The organism is Roseateles cavernae (assembly GCF_040187885.1).
GTDB lineage: Bacteria > Pseudomonadota > Gammaproteobacteria > Burkholderiales > Burkholderiaceae_C > Roseateles_E > Roseateles_E cavernae.
This window is the reverse complement of record NZ_JBDPLH010000002.1, coordinates 768,099-782,712: the sequence shown is the minus strand read 5'-3', so window position 1 is coordinate 782,712 and position 14,614 is coordinate 768,099. Positions and strand designations below refer to the sequence as shown.

Below are 14,614 nucleotides of genomic sequence, written 5' to 3'. Positions count from 1 at the left end.
GATGGATGAAGAGTTTCTGGCTCAGTCTGGCCGCGCTCGCCGCGGCCCTGTCGATGCAACAGGCGTCGGCACAAGCGCAGCAGTCGATCCCGCTGGAACGCTTCTTCCAGCGCCCGGCGGTGCTGGAAGCCAAGCTCTCGCCCTCGGGCAAGCGCCTGGCGGTCAGCACCTCGCGGGGGTCGGCACGAGTCGGCCTGGCGGTCATCGATCTGGAGGCCGAGCCCAAGGCCAGGCGTGCGGCATTGTTCTCCGACGCCGACATCGTGCGCTTCGACTGGGTCAGCGACGAGCGCCTGGTCTTCAGCGTGCTGGACCTGGAAGCCGGCAGCGGCGAGGACCGACGCGCCGCCCCCGGGCTCTACGCCATCAATGCCGATGGCAGCGACTTTCGCATGTTGGTGCGCCGGCGCGGCCTGCCCTTCATCAGCGACGGCAGCACGCGTGACAAGGCGCTGGAATGGAACCACCTGTTGCTGCATGTGCCGCTGCAGCAGGACGGCGTCAAGCCCGACGAGATCGTCATCGGCGCGATGAATTTTTCCAGCCGCGACCTGCTCTCCATCACGCCGATGTGGCTCAATGTCCGCAACGGGCGCACCCGCTCCATGGGCCTGGGCGATGCGCCGCGCAATGCCACCGGCTGGCTGTTTGACAGCAAGGGCCAGCCGCGCCTGGCAAGCGTGCGCAGCGAAGGCCGCAGCAGCCTGCACTGGCGCGGCCCGGGCCAGGACTCGTGGCGCCAGCTTGTCGAGAGCGAGCTGCTGCGCGAGCCCTTCCACCCCAGCGTTGTCGATGACAGTGGCACGCTCTACATCACCCAGCGCAGCGGTGCCGAAGGCTATGCGGTGCTGACGCGCTACGACTTCGAGGCCGGCAAGCCGCAGACCCCGGCCCTGGTCTCTGCCCCGGGCTTCGATTTCAGCGGCAGCCTGGTGCTGGACCGCGCCGGCTCGCGGGCGCTGGGCGTGCGCGTCGAGACCGATGCCGAGCAGACGGTCTGGTTCGACCCGGCGATGAAGCGCATGCAGGCCCTGGCCGACGAACGCCTGCCGGGCCGCATCAACCGGCTCAGCTGCAGCCGCTGCGGCGCCGAGGATATGGTGCTGCTGGTGCGCTCCTTCGCCGACCGCGACCCGGGCCGGCTCTGGATCTACGAGGCGGCAAGCCAGCGCTGGCAGCCGGTCAGCCGCCTGCTCGACGACATCGACCCGCAGCGCATGGCCGGCGTGGCGCTGGAGCGCATCAAGGCCCGCGACGGCCGTGACCTGCCGGTCTGGCTGACCATGCCGGCCGGTGTCGAGCCGGGCAAGCCGGCACCGGCCGTGGTGCTGGTGCATGGCGGCCCCTGGGTGCGCGGCGGGCATTGGCGCTGGCAGGCGATGGAGCAATTCCTGGCCTCGCGCGGCTATCTGGTGATCGCGCCGGAGTTCCGTGGCAGCAGCGGCTATGGCGAGGCCCATTACCGAGCCGGCTGGAAGCAATGGGGCCAGACCATGCAGGACGATGTGGCCGACGCGCTGCTGTGGGCCCGCCAGCAAGGCCTGGCCAGCCCCGACCGGGCCTGCATCGCCGGCGCCAGCTATGGCGGCTACTCGACACTGATGGGCCTGGTGCGCCACCCCGAGCTCTACCGCTGCGGCATCGCCTGGGTCGCGATCACCGACCCCTTCCTCTATCTCAAGGGCTCATGGTGGGTCGACGACGATATAAGCGGCCAGGGCCGCCGCCACATGCTGCCCGAGCTGGTCGGCGACGCCGACAAGGATGCGGCGATGCTGAGCGCCGCCTCACCGCTGGCCCAGGCCCGGCACATCAAGGCGCCGCTGCTGCTGGCCTTTGGCGAGGCCGATCTGCGCGTGCCGCTGGCCCATGGCGAGCGCCTGCGCCAGGCCTTAACCGAGGCCGGCCGCCCGCCCGAATGGGTCACTTATGCCAACGAGGGCCACAGCTGGCGCCAGGTCTCGACCCAGGTGGATTTCGCCCGCCGCGTCGAGCGCTTTCTGGGCGAGCACCTGAACAAGCCCTGATCAGCGCTGTTGCGCCAGCCAGGCCGCCGCGCCCTCCCCCGCGACGCGGCCGCTGGCCATGCTGGCGGTCAGCAGATAGCCGCCGGTGGGGGCCTCCCAGTCCAGCATCTCGCCGGCGCAGAACAGGCCCGGCATGGTCTTGACCATCAGGCCGGCATCCAGGGCCTCGAAGCGCACGCCGCCGGCCGTGCTGATGGCCTCGGCCACCGGCCGGGCCGCGACCAGGGTCAGCGGCAGGCGCTTCAGGCGCGCGGCCAGCACGGCCGGGTCGGCGTACTCGGCCTTGCTGAGCATCTCGTGCAGCAGGCCGGCCTTCAGTCCCTCGATGCCCAGCCGGCTTTTCAGATGGGTGGACAGCGAGCGCGGGCCGCGCGGGCGCGCGACCTCGGCCGCGACAAAGGCCGCCTCGCGATCCGGCAGCAGATCCAGATGCAGCGTGACCTGGCCGCGCTCGGCGATCTCGTCGCGCAGCAGCGCACTGGCCGCATAGACCAGCGAGCCCTCGATGCCGCTGGCGGTGATCACGAACTCGCCCTGGCGCTCGAAGCGGCGCCCGCCGGCGCCCTCGATATGCAGGGCCACCGGCTTGACCGGCAGGCCGGCAAAGCGCTCGGCAAAGACGGCGCTCCAGCCCGGCCCGTCCGCATGGGCGGCGGTGGCACCGACATCAAAACCGCAGTTGGCCGCGCGCAGCGGCGCGATCTCGACGCCGCGCGCACCCAGGCTCTCGACCCAGGCCCCGTTCGAGCCCAGCTGCGGCCAGGAGGCCCCGCCCAGCGCCAGCACCACGGCATCGGCTTGCACTTGGATCTCGCCCTCGGGGCCGGCAAAGCGCAGCGCGCCGTCCTCGCCCCAACCCAGCCAGCGCGAGCGCTGATGAAAGCGCACGCCGGCCGCGCGCAGCCGCGTCAGCCAGGCACGCAGCAGCGGTGCGGCCTTCATATCGACCGGAAAGACCCGGCCCGAGCTGCCGACAAAGGTCTCGACGCCCAGGCCCTGCGCCCACTCGCGCAACGCCGGGCCATCGAGTCGCTTGAGCAGCGGGGCGATGGCCTCGGCGCGTTCGCCGAAGCGCGCCACAAAGGGCTCGAAGGCCTCGGAGTGGGTCAGGTTCAGCCCGCCCTTGCCGGCCAGCAGGAATTTGCGACCCACCGAGGGCATCGCGTCATGCACATCGACCGCGACACCGGCCGCCGCCAGCGCCTCGGCCGCCATCAGCCCGGCCGGGCCGCCACCGATCACAAGGGCGCGGCGGGAGGTGTTGGGGGCAATAGGCATGGGGGCGGACGGTCGGATGGCGGGGTCGGCAGTGTGCCAGATCAGCTCGCCTGCAGCTCCAGGATGAAGCGGCTGCCCTGGCCGGCCTGGCTCTCGACGCGGATCTGGCCGCCCATGCGCTCCATCAGCTGCTTGCTGATCACCAGGCCGATGCCGGTGCCTTGCTGCTCGCTGCGGCCCAGACGGTTGAAGGGCTGGAACAGCTGGGCCAGTTGCTCGGCGCTGAGGCCCAGGCCGTTGTCGGCCACCTGGATCAGCAGGCCGCGCGCCGGCTCGGCCCAGGCCCGCACCTGGACCCAGCCGCCGGGGCGGTTGTACTTGATCGCGTTGGACAGCAGGTTGTGCAGCACCTGCTCCAGCCGCACCGGATCGGCCTGGGCCAGCGGCAGCGGGGCCTCGTCCAGTCGCAGCTCGATGCCGGCCGAGGCAGCGGCCGGCCGGGCCAGCTCGACGCAGCGGCGCAGCAGCGGGCCGGCCTGCAGCGGCAGCGGCGTCACCGCCAGGCTGCCGGACTCGAGGCGCGACAGGGTCATCATGTCCTCGATCAGGATCAGCAGATGGCGGGCCGCCGCATCGATATGGCCGACGCGCTCGCGCTGCAGCGCGTCCAGCGGGTGCTGGGCGTCGCCGCCGAGCAGCTGGGCGAAACCCAGCACCGCGTTCAGCGGCGTGCGCAGCTCGTGGCTGGCCTGGGACATGAATTCGGTCTTGGCCTGGTTGGCGGCCTCGGCCAGCGCCCGGGCGTGGTCGGCGGCTTGCAGGCGCTGGCGCTCGGCCAGCTCGACGCGCAGCTGCTCGGTGCGCGCCACCACCTGGCGCTGCAGCGCCCGGCTCCATAGCAGCACCAGGCCGAGACCCAGCAGCACCAGGGCCAGCGCCGCGGCGGCGGCCAGCAGCAGGCGGCGCTGCCAGGGGCTGCGCTCGGCCTGCAGCGAGATCCAGCGGTCCACCATGGCCTGACGCTCGGCCGCGTCGATGCGGGCCAGGGTCTTGTCGAGAATGCGGCCCAGCAGGGCCAGCTCGCGCCGGTAGCCTATGCCCAGCTCGTAGGCATAGCCGACATCGCCCTGCACGCGCAGATTGCCTATGCCCTCGCCGCGAATCTGGAAGGTGGCGCTGGCCAGGTCCATCACGGCCGCGTCGATCTCGCCACTGGCCAGCCGGCGCAGCATGCTTTTGTCGTCGGTCTCGACCTGCTGCGGGTTGTCGGGATAGCGCTGGCGCAGGAAGTCGGCCGCCGCAAAACCCTGGCCGACCGAGACCGGCTCGCCCGGCACCAGCGCCTGGCGCTCGCTGCCGACCCGGCGCAACAGCACCACCGGCACCGAAACATAGGGACGGGTGAAACCCATGAACTCGGCCCGCTCCGGCGTCTCGCGCAGCGACATCAGCAGGTCCAGCTCGCCGGCGCGCAGCGCCTCCATATTGCGGGCAAAGGGTTCTGGCGCGACAAACTCCAGGCGCAGGCCGCTGAGCTCGTTGAGGCGCGAGACATAGTCGACCGACAGGCCGCGCAAGCGCCCCTCGGCATCGACAAAGGTGAAGGGCCCGTAGCTGGGCGTGCTGGCGACCCGCAGCACCCGCTGCTGGGCAATCCAGGCGCGCTCCTCGGCCGTCAGCCAGGGTCTGTCCTCGGCCAGGGCCGCCAGTCCGCCAAGCAGCAGCCCGCCCAGCAGCATGAGCCGGGCGGCCAGAGCGAGAAAGGGAACAAGGGAGCGGACCTGCACGGCCCGATTGTGCGGCCCGAGGGCGTCGGTCGGCCAGGACCGCCGGTGTTCAGCGCCGCGCCAGCGGCAACAATGTCACGCCTGGCGCAGCGCCGCCTTCAGCTGCTGACCCAGCTCGGGCTTGTCCTTGAAGGGGTCGGTCGGATTGCGCAGCTGCATCACATCCTCCATGCGGGTCTGCACACCGGCCAGCGAGCGCGGGTGGCTGAAGACATAGAAGCGCTCCTCGTCCAGCGCCGCGAACACCATGGCCGCGACCTCGGCGGCGGTGATCTTGCCGGAGGACACCGCCTTGTCGCTCATCGCCTGGCCGATCAGCTGGCTCTTCGTTGGCTTCGCCGAGGCCAGCTCGCCGGGCCGGTTGCGATGGCTTTGCGAGATGCCGGTGGGCACGAAGAAGGGGCACAGCACCGAGCAATGGATCTGCTCGGTCACCAGGGCCAGGTCTTGATAGAGGGTCTCGCTCAAGGACACCACCGCATGCTTGGAGACGTTGTAGACGCCCATATTCGGCGCATTGAGCATGCCGGCCATCGAGGCGGTGTTGACGATATGACCCTCGTAAGACGGGTCGGCGGCGGCGGCCTCCAGCATCATCGGCGTGAACAGGCGCAGGCCATGGACCACGCCCATCAGATTGACGCCCAACACCCAGTCCCAGTCGGCCAGGCTGTTCTCCCAGACCAGGCCGCCGGAACCGACGCCGGCATTGTTGAAGACAAAGTGCGGCGCGCCGAAGCGGGCCCGGACGGCGGCCGCCAGTGCCTCCATCTCGGCGGCCTTGGACACGTCGACCCGCCGCGCCAGCAGCGGGTGATCGCCGAACTCGGCCGCGGCCTTGTCCAGCGCATCGGCCTGCACATCGCAGAGCACCAGATTCATGCCGCGCGCGGCGGCCAGGCGCGCCACCTCCAGACCGAAGCCGGAACCGGCGCCGGTGATCACGGCCGTGCGGCCCTGGTAAGTCTTCATGCCGGGTCTCCCGCTGCGCGTCTCATATCGATATGGGCGATGCCGTCCTCGTCATAGGGCGCCGAGCTCGGCATGAAACCGAGGCTGGCATAGAAACCCTGCAGATGGGCTTGCGCGCCGATGTCAATGCCCTGCCCCGGCCACAGCCGCGCGCATTCGGCGATCGCCTGCTGCATCAGCGCCCGGCCCTGGCCGGCGCCGCGCGCGCTGCTGGCGGTGACGACGCGGCCTATCATCGGCAGCGTCTGCTGCGGCCCTTTCAGCAGCGGCGGCAGCAGCCGGGCATAGGCCTGCAGCTCATCCTGCTCGCCGCGGCCCTGCAGATGCCAACACTGTGGGTCGAGCCCGTCGGGGTCCAGATAGACGCAGCGCTGCTCCAGCACAAAGACCTGGGACCGCAGCGACAGCAGCGCGTAGAGCGCCGATGCACTCAGCGCCTCGAAGCGCTCGCAATGCCAGCGCATCGCCATCAGATCAGCTTGACCAGCTGCTTGCCGAAGTTCTTGCCCTTCAGCAGGCCCAGAAAGGCCTCAGGCGCGGCATCCAGGCCCTGGGCCACCGACTCACGGTACTTCAGCTTGCCGGTGGCCACCAGGCCGCCCAGCTCCTTCAGCGCCTCGGGCCAGAGCTCCATATGCTCGCTGACGATGAAGCCCTCGATCTTCATGCGGTTGACCAGGATCAGCTGGGGCGCGCTCATCGGGATCGGCTCGCCGTTGTAGCCGGAGATCATGCCGCACATCGCGATGCGGCTGAAGGCGTTCGCACGCAGCATCACCGCGTCCAGAATCATGCCGCCGACGTTCTCGAAATAGCCGTCGATGCCATTCGGGCAGGCCGCCTTCAGCGCGGCCGACAGGCTCTTGACGTCACGGTGCTGCTTGTAGTCGATGCACTCGTCAAAGCCCAGCTCCTCGACCACCTGGCGGCATTTGTCAGGGCCGCCGGCGATGCCCACCGCACGCGCGCCGCGCACCTTGGCCAGCTGGCCCACCGCGCCCCCGACCGCACCGCTGGCGGCACTGACGACGACGGTCTCGCCGGCCTTGGGGTTGATGATCTTGACCAGGCCATACCAGCCGGTCACGCCGGGCATGCCTACCGCGCCCAGATAGGCCGACAGCGGGATGTGGCTGGTGTCCACCTTCTGCAGCACGCCGCGCTGGCTCGCATCGACCAGCTGGTACTCCTGCCAGCCGCCCATGCCGACCACCTTGTCGCCGGGCTTGAAGGCGGCGTTCTTCGACTCGACCACCTCGCCGACCGTGCCGCCAATCATCACCTCATTGAGCGGCTGCGGCTGGGCATAGCTCTTGCCCTCGTTCATGCGGCCGCGCATATAGGGGTCCAGGCTCAGGTAGTGGTTGCGCACCAGCACCTGGCCCTCGGCCAGCGCCGGCAGCGCCACCTCGACCAGCTTGAAGTTGTCGGTGCTCGGCTCGCCCTGCGGGCGCGACGCGAGTTGGATCTGGCGGTTGACGGTCATGGCGGGCTCCTCGAATGCAAGAGCGCCGATTGAATCACGGACGCTCGGACCTCGGGCGTCTCATGGGTGACAAAAAAGAACGGTCGTTCGATTCCGCTCAAGCGGCCGCATAGGGCTCGCGCAGGCGCTCACCCTCGTCGATGCGCAGGCGCCGCCCCAGCGCCGGAAAGGCGCGCTGGGCGCAGCCCTGGCGCTCGCAGAGCTTGCAGCCGGGGCCTATCGGCGTGGCGCTGTCCGGGTCGCTCAGATCCAGGCCCTGGGCATAGACCAGCTGGGCCGCGTGGCGGATGTCCACACCCAGGCCGATCGAGAAGCTGCGCGCTGGCGAACGGTAGCCGCCGCTCTGGCGGCGCTCGCTGCGCGCAATCCACAGATAGCGGCGGCCATCGGGCATCGCGGCCAGCTGGGTCAAGACCTGAGCCGGCTGGGCAAAGGCTTCGTAGACCGTCCACAGCGGGCAGGTGCCGCCGCTGCGCGAGAAATGGAAATCGGTGGCCGACTGGCGCTTGGAGATATTGCCGGCGCGGTCGACCCGCACAAAGAAAAACGGCAGGCCGCGTGCCTGCGGGCGCTGCAGGGTCGAGAGCCGGTGGCAGACGGTCTCGAAGCTGACGCCAAAGCGCTGGGCCAGCAGCGCGATGTCGTAGCGCAGCGCCTGGGCCGCCGCCAGGAAGCGGCCATAGGGCAGGACCAGGGCGCCGGCGTAATAGCTGGCCAGGCCGATGCGGGCCAGGGCCTTGGCCTCGCCGCTGGCGAAGCGGCCCTCATCGGCGGTCGCCTGTATCAGCGGCCCGGCCTCCAGATAAGCCAGCTGGGTGGCCAGCTGGAAGGCGCGCTGGCCGGGTGTCGCGCCGTCGCTGAGCTGCAGCAGGCGCCGGGCCGGCTCGTAGCGGCGTAGCGGCGCCTGCTCGGCGCTCAGGGTCTGGACGCTGACGCGGTGCCGCATCGCCAGGCGCGCTTCCAGCAGCGCCGCCAGGTCGGCACCCGGCGGCCCCTCGGCCAGCAGCTGTTCATGGCAGGCCTCGGCGGCCTCGTCGAGCGCGGCCATGTAGTTGTGACGTGCATAGAAGAAATCGCGCACCGCCTCATGCGGCTGCTGGCCCGGCAGCTGCTCCTCGCCGCGCTCGCCGAGGCCGACGGCCAGCGTGGCGATGCGCTCCTCGGCGGCCCGCGCCCGGCCATGCAGCCGTATCAGCAGCTGTGACAGCCCCGGCATCTGCTGCGCCAGCGTGCGCAACTCGGCATCCGGCACCCCTTCCGGCAGGGCGGTCTCGGCCACGATTTCGTGCAGCTGCGCGGTCAGGCGCGCCTCGTCGTCCTCAGAGAAGAACTGCAGATCCACGCCCAGCGCCGACTGCAGGCGCAGCAGCACCGGCACGGTCAGCGGGCGCTGGTTGTTCTCCAGCTGGTTCAGATAGCTGGGCGACAGCGCCAGCGCCTGGGCCAGCGCCGCCTGGGTCAGGCCGCGCTGCTCGCGCAGCGTCTTCAGCTTCACACCGAGAAAGGTCTTGCGCACCGTCATTCACCTTCGCAAACATTGCAAATTCAGCCAGATCACATCGCAAACATTGGCCAGTTCAGCTCTTGTTGCCAGCATACCCAAATGCAAATATTGCGAATATCAAAACCCCGGAATCCCCCATGAATGACTGGATCAGCGGCCTGGCTGCAACACCGACCAAGGAACTGCGACTGACCGAGTTGGTGCTGCCGGCCCAGGCCAACCACTACGGCACGCTGTTCGGCCCGCAGGCCCTGGCCCTGCTGGGCAAGACCGCCTACCTCGCGGCGGCCGGCTTCGCGCAGCAGGCGGTCGTGATGGCCGGCGCCTCGCGCATCGACTTCATCGCCCCGGTGCCGGTGGGCGCCCTGCTGCATCTGCATGCCCGGGTCAGCCGGGTCGGCCGCAGCTCGCTGACGGTCGAGGTGCGGGCCGCGCTGGACGCGGCGCCGGGCACGCGGCCCGGCGAGGTGCTGCGCGGCAGCTTCGAGATGGTGGCCGTGGACGCGCAGGGCCGCCCCAGCGCGCTGCGGGCCCGGCAGCGGCAAGCGGTGCCGGAGGCCCTGACGCGCTGAGGACGGGCGCGCAGCCAGAGCCCGCCGGTGCGGCGACCCTGTCGAGGCAGCCGCTGCGTTCAAGACAGGGCAGCCGCCCATCGACACCATGGGCGCTCCTGAACCCTGTGGAGCGTCTCGTGAATTTCTTGTTGCTCAAGCGGATCTATGCACCGCTGATGCTGATCGGCTGGAATGCCGCCGCGCTGACCCTGCTGATGCGAGGCGGGCCCGGCATCGCGCTGCTGCCCCTGCTGCTCGGCGCCGTGGCCTGCTCCTTTCTTGCCGAGCGCTGGATCCCTTATGAGCCGCGCTGGAACCAGGCGCATGGCGACCGCTGGCGCGACACCGCCCATGCCCTGGTGAACGAGGGCTTGAGCCTGATGGGCGTGCTGGCCATTCCGCTGCTGGCCGCGCTTCGACCCTGGCCCTCGATATGGCCGACGGACTGGCCGCTGGCCCTGCAATGGCTGCTGGCCCTGCTGGTGGCCGATGCCGGCATCACGCTGACGCATTGGGCCAGCCACCGCCTGCCGTGGCTGTGGCGCTTTCATGCAGTTCATCATTCGGTCGAGCGTCTGTATGGCTTCAACGGGCTGATGAAACACCCGGTGCATCTGGCCATCGAGACCGCGGCCGGCACGGCGCCACTGCTGCTGCTGGGCCTGCCTCAGCAGGTGGCGGCCTTGCTGGCCTTCTCGGTGGCGCTGCAATTGCTGCTGCAGCATGCCAATGTCGATATGCGCATCGGCGCGCTGCGACACCTGCTGGCGCTGGCGCCGGTGCACCGCTTTCACCATCTCAAATGGGCGGGCACCGGCGATGTGAACTTCGGCCTGTTCACGACGCTGTGGGACCGCCTGCTGGGCAGCGCCCACGACGAGCCGGGCCGCCGCTTCCGGCCCGGGGACTTCGGCATCGGTACCGCGCCCGACTATCCGAAAAGCTATCTGGCGCAGCTGCTGGCGCCCTGGCGCTAGGCCCGGATCTGCGAGGCCGTGACGCCGAACATCGCCTTCAGCGTGCGGGCCAGATGGGCGGCATCGGCAAAGCCGGCCTGATGGGCCGCCGCCGTGGCGCCCTGCCCGGCGGCCAGGGCCTGGCCGGCCAGCCGCAGCCGGCGCCACAGCACATAGCGCTTGAAGGGCAGACCCGATGCCTGCGCAAAGCGATGGCGCAGATGCTCGCTCGACAAACCCATGTGCGCGGCCAGATCGTCCAGCGCCAGCCGACCGTCGCCCAGGCGCAGCTCGATGAAGTGGCAGGCGCGCGCCAGCCAATCGCCATCGGCGCGATCGGCGCCATTGGGCTCGCGCCGAGCCAGCCAGCGCTGCCAGAAGGACGCTGGCGGGGCCGGACTTGCCAGCTCGCTCAGGCGCAGCGCGTCGGCCATCACCGCCTCGAAGCCGGCGGGCAGAATCGATTGGGCCAGCACCTGGCTGGCCGGCACCCAGGGCTCCAGAAACACCAGGGCCACGTCGGCGCCCACCGGCAGGCGATGCCATTGCATAGGCTCGATCAGCACGCAGGCCGCTTCGCAACGCCGGCCGTGCCGGTCCTCCACCACCGCCAGGCCTTGACGGGCCAGCACCGCCTGTGCCGCCGTGTGCCGGTGCAGCAGGCTGTCACCGGCCACACCGCGCCAGACCGCGCAGGCCGGGGCAATCTCCAGCCCACCCTGCCAGTGCTGCGGCCGCCGCGATGCGCTGCCCTCCCTCATCACAGCAGGCTGACGCCCGGCAGGTTCAGCAGCGAGGTCTCGCGCATGATGCGCACGAAGTCTGCGAGAAAGGGCTTGCGGGCCAGGGCCTCGGTGCTGACCGCATAGAGCCTGCCGGTCAGCCCGGCCTCGCCGATGCGCTGGCGCGCCAGGTAGCCGCGCGCCAGATAGCTCTCGACCGCCCACAGCGGCAGGGCCGCCAGGCCGCGGCCGCTGGCCACCAGCTGCAGCATCGCGACGGTCAGCTCGGTGCTGCGCCGCGGCGGCGTGACCCCCGCCGGGGCCAGCACGCGGCGCACCAGGTCCAGCATCTCGTCGGGCACCGGGTAGGTGATCAGCGTGTGCGGTGCGAAGTCCTGTGCCTCCAGCCAGGGCCGGGCCAGCAGCTCATGGCCCTTGGGCAGCAGGGCCACGATCTCGAAGCTGAACAGCGGATGCACGGCCACGCCTGACTCGTCGGCATCGACCTCGGAGACGATGGCCAGCTCGGCGCGGTCCTGGTGCAGCAGGCCCACCGGGTCGGCATGGAAGCCCGAGACGATGTCGAGCTCGACCTCGGGCCAGCGGGCGCGGAAGGCGTCCATCGCCGGCATCAGCCAGTCGAAGCAGGTATGGCATTCGACCGCGATGCGCAGCGTGCCGGCCGAGCCGTCCACCAGGCGCCGCACCTCCCGCTCGGCCTCGTCGACCAGGGGCAGCACCGCATCGGCCAGGCGCAGCAGGCGCTGGCCGGCCGCGCCAAAGACCAGCGGGCTGGACTTGCGCTCGAACAGGCCGATGCCGTAGTGCGCCTCCAGGCCCTTCAGCTGGTGCGACAGCGCCGACTGGGTCAGGTTCAGCAGCTGGGCCGCGCGCGACAGATTGCCGGCCTCGCGCAGGGCCAGCAGGGTCTTCAGATGGCGCAGTTCAAGCAGCGAGTTCATGACCTGGTGCATGAATGACATTCAGAGTCATCACAAGAAAGTTTCGTTTGAATCATAGAGCTGGTTTGCCGATGATGACGAATCAAATTCACCGTCATCACAAACAACATGATCAAGACTCATATTCTCGGCTTTCCGCGCATGGGCGCGCAGCGCGAGCTGAAGCAGGCGCTGGAGCGGCATTGGCGCGGCGAGATCGATGCGCAGGTGCTGGAAGCCACCGGCCGGGCCTTGCGCCAGCGGCATTGGGCGCTGCAGATCAAGGCCGGCCTGGCCTTTGTGACGGTGGGCGACTTCGCCTACTACGACCAGGTCGCCAACCATATCCAGCTGTTCGGCTGCGAGCCGGCGCGCTTCGGCTTCTCGGGGCAGGAGGCGCCGCTGCAGCGCTATTTCACGATGGCGCGCGGCATCGCGCCGACCCAGGGCCACGAGGGCTGCACCCACGCCCCGGCCGAGACCTTCGCGCTGGAGATGACCAAATGGTTCGACAGCAACTACCACTACCTGGTGCCCGAGTTCGATGCCCAGACCCGGTTCAGCCTGCAGGCCGAGCGATTGCTGGCCGAGGTCGACGAAGCCATCGCGCTGCCGGCGGCGGTCAAGGTCGTGCTGCTGGGCCCGGTCAGCCTGCTGTGGCTGGGCAAGTCCAAGCAGGCCGGCTTCGATCGCCTGGACCTGCTGGAGCGCCTGCTGCCGGCCTATGCCGAGCTGCTGAACCGGCTGGCGGCGCGCGGCGTCAGCTGGGTGCAGCTGGACGAGCCGGTGCTGGGCCTGGATCTGGACCGGCCCTGGCAGGACGCGCTGCGCCAGGCCTATGCGGCGCTGGCCCACAGCGAGCAGCAGATCCTGCTGGCGAGCTACTTCTCGCCGCTGCAGGGCAATCTGGCACTGGCCTGCGAGCTGCCGGTGGCCGGCCTGCATATCGATGCGGTGCGCGCGCCCGAGGAGATCTTCGCGGTGGCGCGCCGGCTGCCGCGCGAGCGCGAGCTGTCGGTGGGCATCATCGACGGCCGCAATATCTGGCGCAGCAATCTCGACCAGGCCCTGGCCCTGCTGCGCGAGCTCAAGGAGCTGCGCGGCGGCCGGCTCTGGATCGCGCCATCCTGCTCGCTGCTGCATGTGCCCTTCAGCCTGCGCGAGGATGCTGCACTCGACCCCGAGCTGCAGAGCTGGCTGGCCGGCGCGGTCGAGAAGCTCGATGAGCTGCGCGTGCTGGAGCGCGCGCTATGGGGCGACCAGGCCAGTGTCGCGGTCGAGCTGGCCGATGCCCGAGCGGCCCTGGCGGCGCGCCGTCACAGCCCGCGCGTGCGCAATGCGGCGGTGAGCCAGCGCCTGGCCGCGCTGCCGGCCGATGCCGACCGCCGCCGCTCGCCCTTCCCGGCCCGCCAGGCGGCGCAGCAGGCGCGCCTGAAGCTGCCGGCCTACCCGACCACCACGATAGGCTCCTTCCCGCAGACCGCCGCGATCCGCGCCGCCCGTGCGGCCTTCAAGCGCGGCGAGCTCGACGCGGCCGGCTACCGCGCGGCGATGCGCGCCGAGATCGCGCTGGCCGTGGCCCAGCAGGAAGCGCTGGGCATCGATGTGCTGGTGCACGGCGAGGCCGAGCGCAACGATATGGTCGAGTATTTCGGCGAGCAGCTCGACGGCTTCGCCTTCACCGCCAATGGCTGGGTGCAGTCCTATGGCTCGCGCTGCGTCAAGCCGCCGCTGCTGTATGGCGATGTCGCGCGCCCCGAGGCGATGACGGTGGACTGGACAGTCTATGCGCAAGGCCTGACCCCCAAGCCGATGAAGGGCATGCTGACCGGACCGATCACCATCCTGCAATGGTCTTTCGTGCGCGACGACCAGCCGCGCTCGAGCACCGCGCTGCAGATCGCGCTGGCGATCCGCGACGAGGTGGCCGATCTCGAGGCCGCCGGCATCGCCATCATCCAGATCGACGAGCCGGCCATCCGCGAGGGCCTGCCGCTGCGCCGCGCCCAGTGGCGCGATTACCTGGACTGGGCGGCGCGCGCCTTCCGCATCTCGGCCAGCGCGGTGCGCGACGAGACCCAGATCCACACCCATATGTGCTATTCGGAGTTCAACGACATCCTGCCCGAGATCGCCGCGATGGACGCCGATGTGATCACCATCGAGACCAGCCGTTCGGACATGGAGCTGCTGCGCGGTTTCGGCGACTTCAAGTACCCCAATGAGATCGGCCCGGGCGTCTACGACATCCACTCGCCGCGGGTGCCGTCCAGCGCCGAGATGCTGAGGCTGATGCGCAAGGCCGCCGAGGTGATCCCGGCCCGGCAGCTCTGGGTCAATCCGGACTGCGGGCTGAAGACCCGGGCCTGGCCCGAGACCGAGGCTGCGCTGCGGCGCATGGTCGAGGCCGCTGTAACCCTGCGCGCCGAGCTGGCCTGAGGAGCGCG

The 14,614-nt window shown here is 70.1% G+C and carries 12 protein-coding genes; 4 read left to right on the top strand and 8 right to left on the bottom strand.

The features are described 5' to 3' along the window. The first annotated feature begins 5 nt into the window (after positions 1–5). The gene (locus ABGI63_RS10545) at positions 6–2,027 is read left to right on the top strand and encodes an alpha/beta hydrolase family protein (protein WP_349742370.1); all 2,022 of its coding nucleotides are present in this window, start codon (positions 6–8) and stop codon (positions 2,025–2,027) included. Here the strand turns inward: ABGI63_RS10545 and ABGI63_RS10540 are convergent, their stop codons facing one another. The 6 genes from ABGI63_RS10540 to ABGI63_RS10515 form a co-directional block, all read right to left on the bottom strand. After that, a complete protein-coding gene (locus ABGI63_RS10540; RefSeq protein WP_349742369.1) occupies positions 2,028–3,305 on the bottom strand; it encodes a TIGR03862 family flavoprotein in 1,278 nt (425 codons plus the stop codon). It lies immediately after the preceding gene. Between the two features lie 41 nt (positions 3,306–3,346). Then, positions 3,347–5,032 (bottom strand): ATP-binding protein, encoded by a 1,686-nt coding sequence (locus ABGI63_RS10535; protein ID WP_349742368.1) that lies wholly within the window; start codon positions 5,030–5,032, stop codon positions 3,347–3,349. Positions 5,033–5,107: 75 nt separating this feature from the next. Next, positions 5,108–6,004 carry an SDR family oxidoreductase gene (locus ABGI63_RS10530; RefSeq protein WP_137944601.1) on the bottom strand — a complete coding sequence of 299 codons (897 nt, stop codon included), beginning with the start codon at positions 6,002–6,004 and terminating at the stop codon, positions 5,108–5,110. After that, a complete protein-coding gene (locus ABGI63_RS10525) occupies positions 6,001–6,474 on the bottom strand; it encodes a GNAT family N-acetyltransferase (protein ID WP_349742367.1) in 474 nt (157 codons plus the stop codon). The genes ABGI63_RS10530 and ABGI63_RS10525 overlap by 4 nt, the downstream gene beginning before the upstream one ends. After that, complete coding sequence (locus ABGI63_RS10520) at positions 6,474–7,490, bottom strand: NADP-dependent oxidoreductase (protein WP_137944600.1); 1,017 nt, start codon at positions 7,488–7,490, stop codon at positions 6,474–6,476. Before ABGI63_RS10520 ends, ABGI63_RS10525 begins: the two co-directional genes overlap by 1 nt. 97 nt (positions 7,491–7,587) lie before the next feature. Next, the gene (locus tag ABGI63_RS10515) at positions 7,588–9,006 is read right to left on the bottom strand and encodes a short-chain fatty acyl-CoA regulator family protein (protein ID WP_349742401.1); all 1,419 of its coding nucleotides are present in this window, start codon (positions 9,004–9,006) and stop codon (positions 7,588–7,590) included. A 125-nt stretch (positions 9,007–9,131) separates the two neighbouring features. On the opposite strand from ABGI63_RS10515, the gene ABGI63_RS10510 reads away from it, so the two are divergent. Further along, entirely contained in the window at positions 9,132–9,566 is a 435-nt protein-coding gene (locus ABGI63_RS10510; protein WP_349742366.1) for an acyl-CoA thioesterase, read from the top strand. A 119-nt stretch (positions 9,567–9,685) separates the two neighbouring features. Beyond that, entirely contained in the window at positions 9,686–10,525 is an 840-nt protein-coding gene (locus ABGI63_RS10505) for a sterol desaturase family protein (RefSeq protein WP_269838862.1), read from the top strand. On the opposite strand, the gene ABGI63_RS10500 is transcribed toward ABGI63_RS10505, so the two are convergent. Further along, positions 10,522–11,265, bottom strand: coding sequence for a helix-turn-helix transcriptional regulator (locus ABGI63_RS10500; protein ID WP_349742365.1), 744 nt, complete (start codon positions 11,263–11,265; stop codon positions 10,522–10,524). The genes ABGI63_RS10505 and ABGI63_RS10500 overlap by 4 nt on opposite strands. Further along, positions 11,265–12,188 (bottom strand): LysR family transcriptional regulator, encoded by a 924-nt coding sequence (locus ABGI63_RS10495; protein ID WP_137944596.1) that lies wholly within the window; start codon positions 12,186–12,188, stop codon positions 11,265–11,267. Before ABGI63_RS10495 ends, ABGI63_RS10500 begins: the two co-directional genes overlap by 1 nt. A gap of 108 nt (positions 12,189–12,296) precedes the next feature. Between ABGI63_RS10495 and metE the strand changes: the two genes are divergently transcribed. After that, complete coding sequence (gene metE / locus ABGI63_RS10490; protein ID WP_349742364.1) at positions 12,297–14,606, top strand: 5-methyltetrahydropteroyltriglutamate--homocysteine S-methyltransferase; 2,310 nt, start codon at positions 12,297–12,299, stop codon at positions 14,604–14,606. The last annotated feature ends 8 nt before the right edge of the window (positions 14,607–14,614 follow it).

Excerpts from the sequence above, each read along its gene's own strand:
- ABGI63_RS10545 (WP_349742370.1), top strand. The coding sequence starts at position 6 with ATGAAGAGTTTCTGGCTCAGTCTGGCCGCGCTCGCCGCGGCCCTGTCG.
- ABGI63_RS10540 (WP_349742369.1), bottom strand. The coding sequence starts at position 3,305 with ATGCCTATTGCCCCCAACACCTCCCGCCGCGCCCTTGTGATCGGTGGC.
- ABGI63_RS10530 (WP_137944601.1), bottom strand. The coding sequence starts at position 6,004 with ATGAAGACTTACCAGGGCCGCACGGCCGTGATCACCGGCGCCGGTTCC.
- ABGI63_RS10525 (WP_349742367.1), bottom strand. The coding sequence starts at position 6,474 with ATGGCGATGCGCTGGCATTGCGAGCGCTTCGAGGCGCTGAGTGCATCG.
- ABGI63_RS10520 (WP_137944600.1), bottom strand. The coding sequence starts at position 7,490 with ATGACCGTCAACCGCCAGATCCAACTCGCGTCGCGCCCGCAGGGCGAG.
- ABGI63_RS10510 (WP_349742366.1), top strand. The coding sequence starts at position 9,132 with ATGAATGACTGGATCAGCGGCCTGGCTGCAACACCGACCAAGGAACTG.
- ABGI63_RS10500 (WP_349742365.1), bottom strand. The coding sequence starts at position 11,265 with ATGAGGGAGGGCAGCGCATCGCGGCGGCCGCAGCACTGGCAGGGTGGG.
- ABGI63_RS10495 (WP_137944596.1), bottom strand. The coding sequence starts at position 12,188 with ATGAACTCGCTGCTTGAACTGCGCCATCTGAAGACCCTGCTGGCCCTG.
- metE (WP_349742364.1), top strand. The coding sequence starts at position 12,297 with ATGATCAAGACTCATATTCTCGGCTTTCCGCGCATGGGCGCGCAGCGC.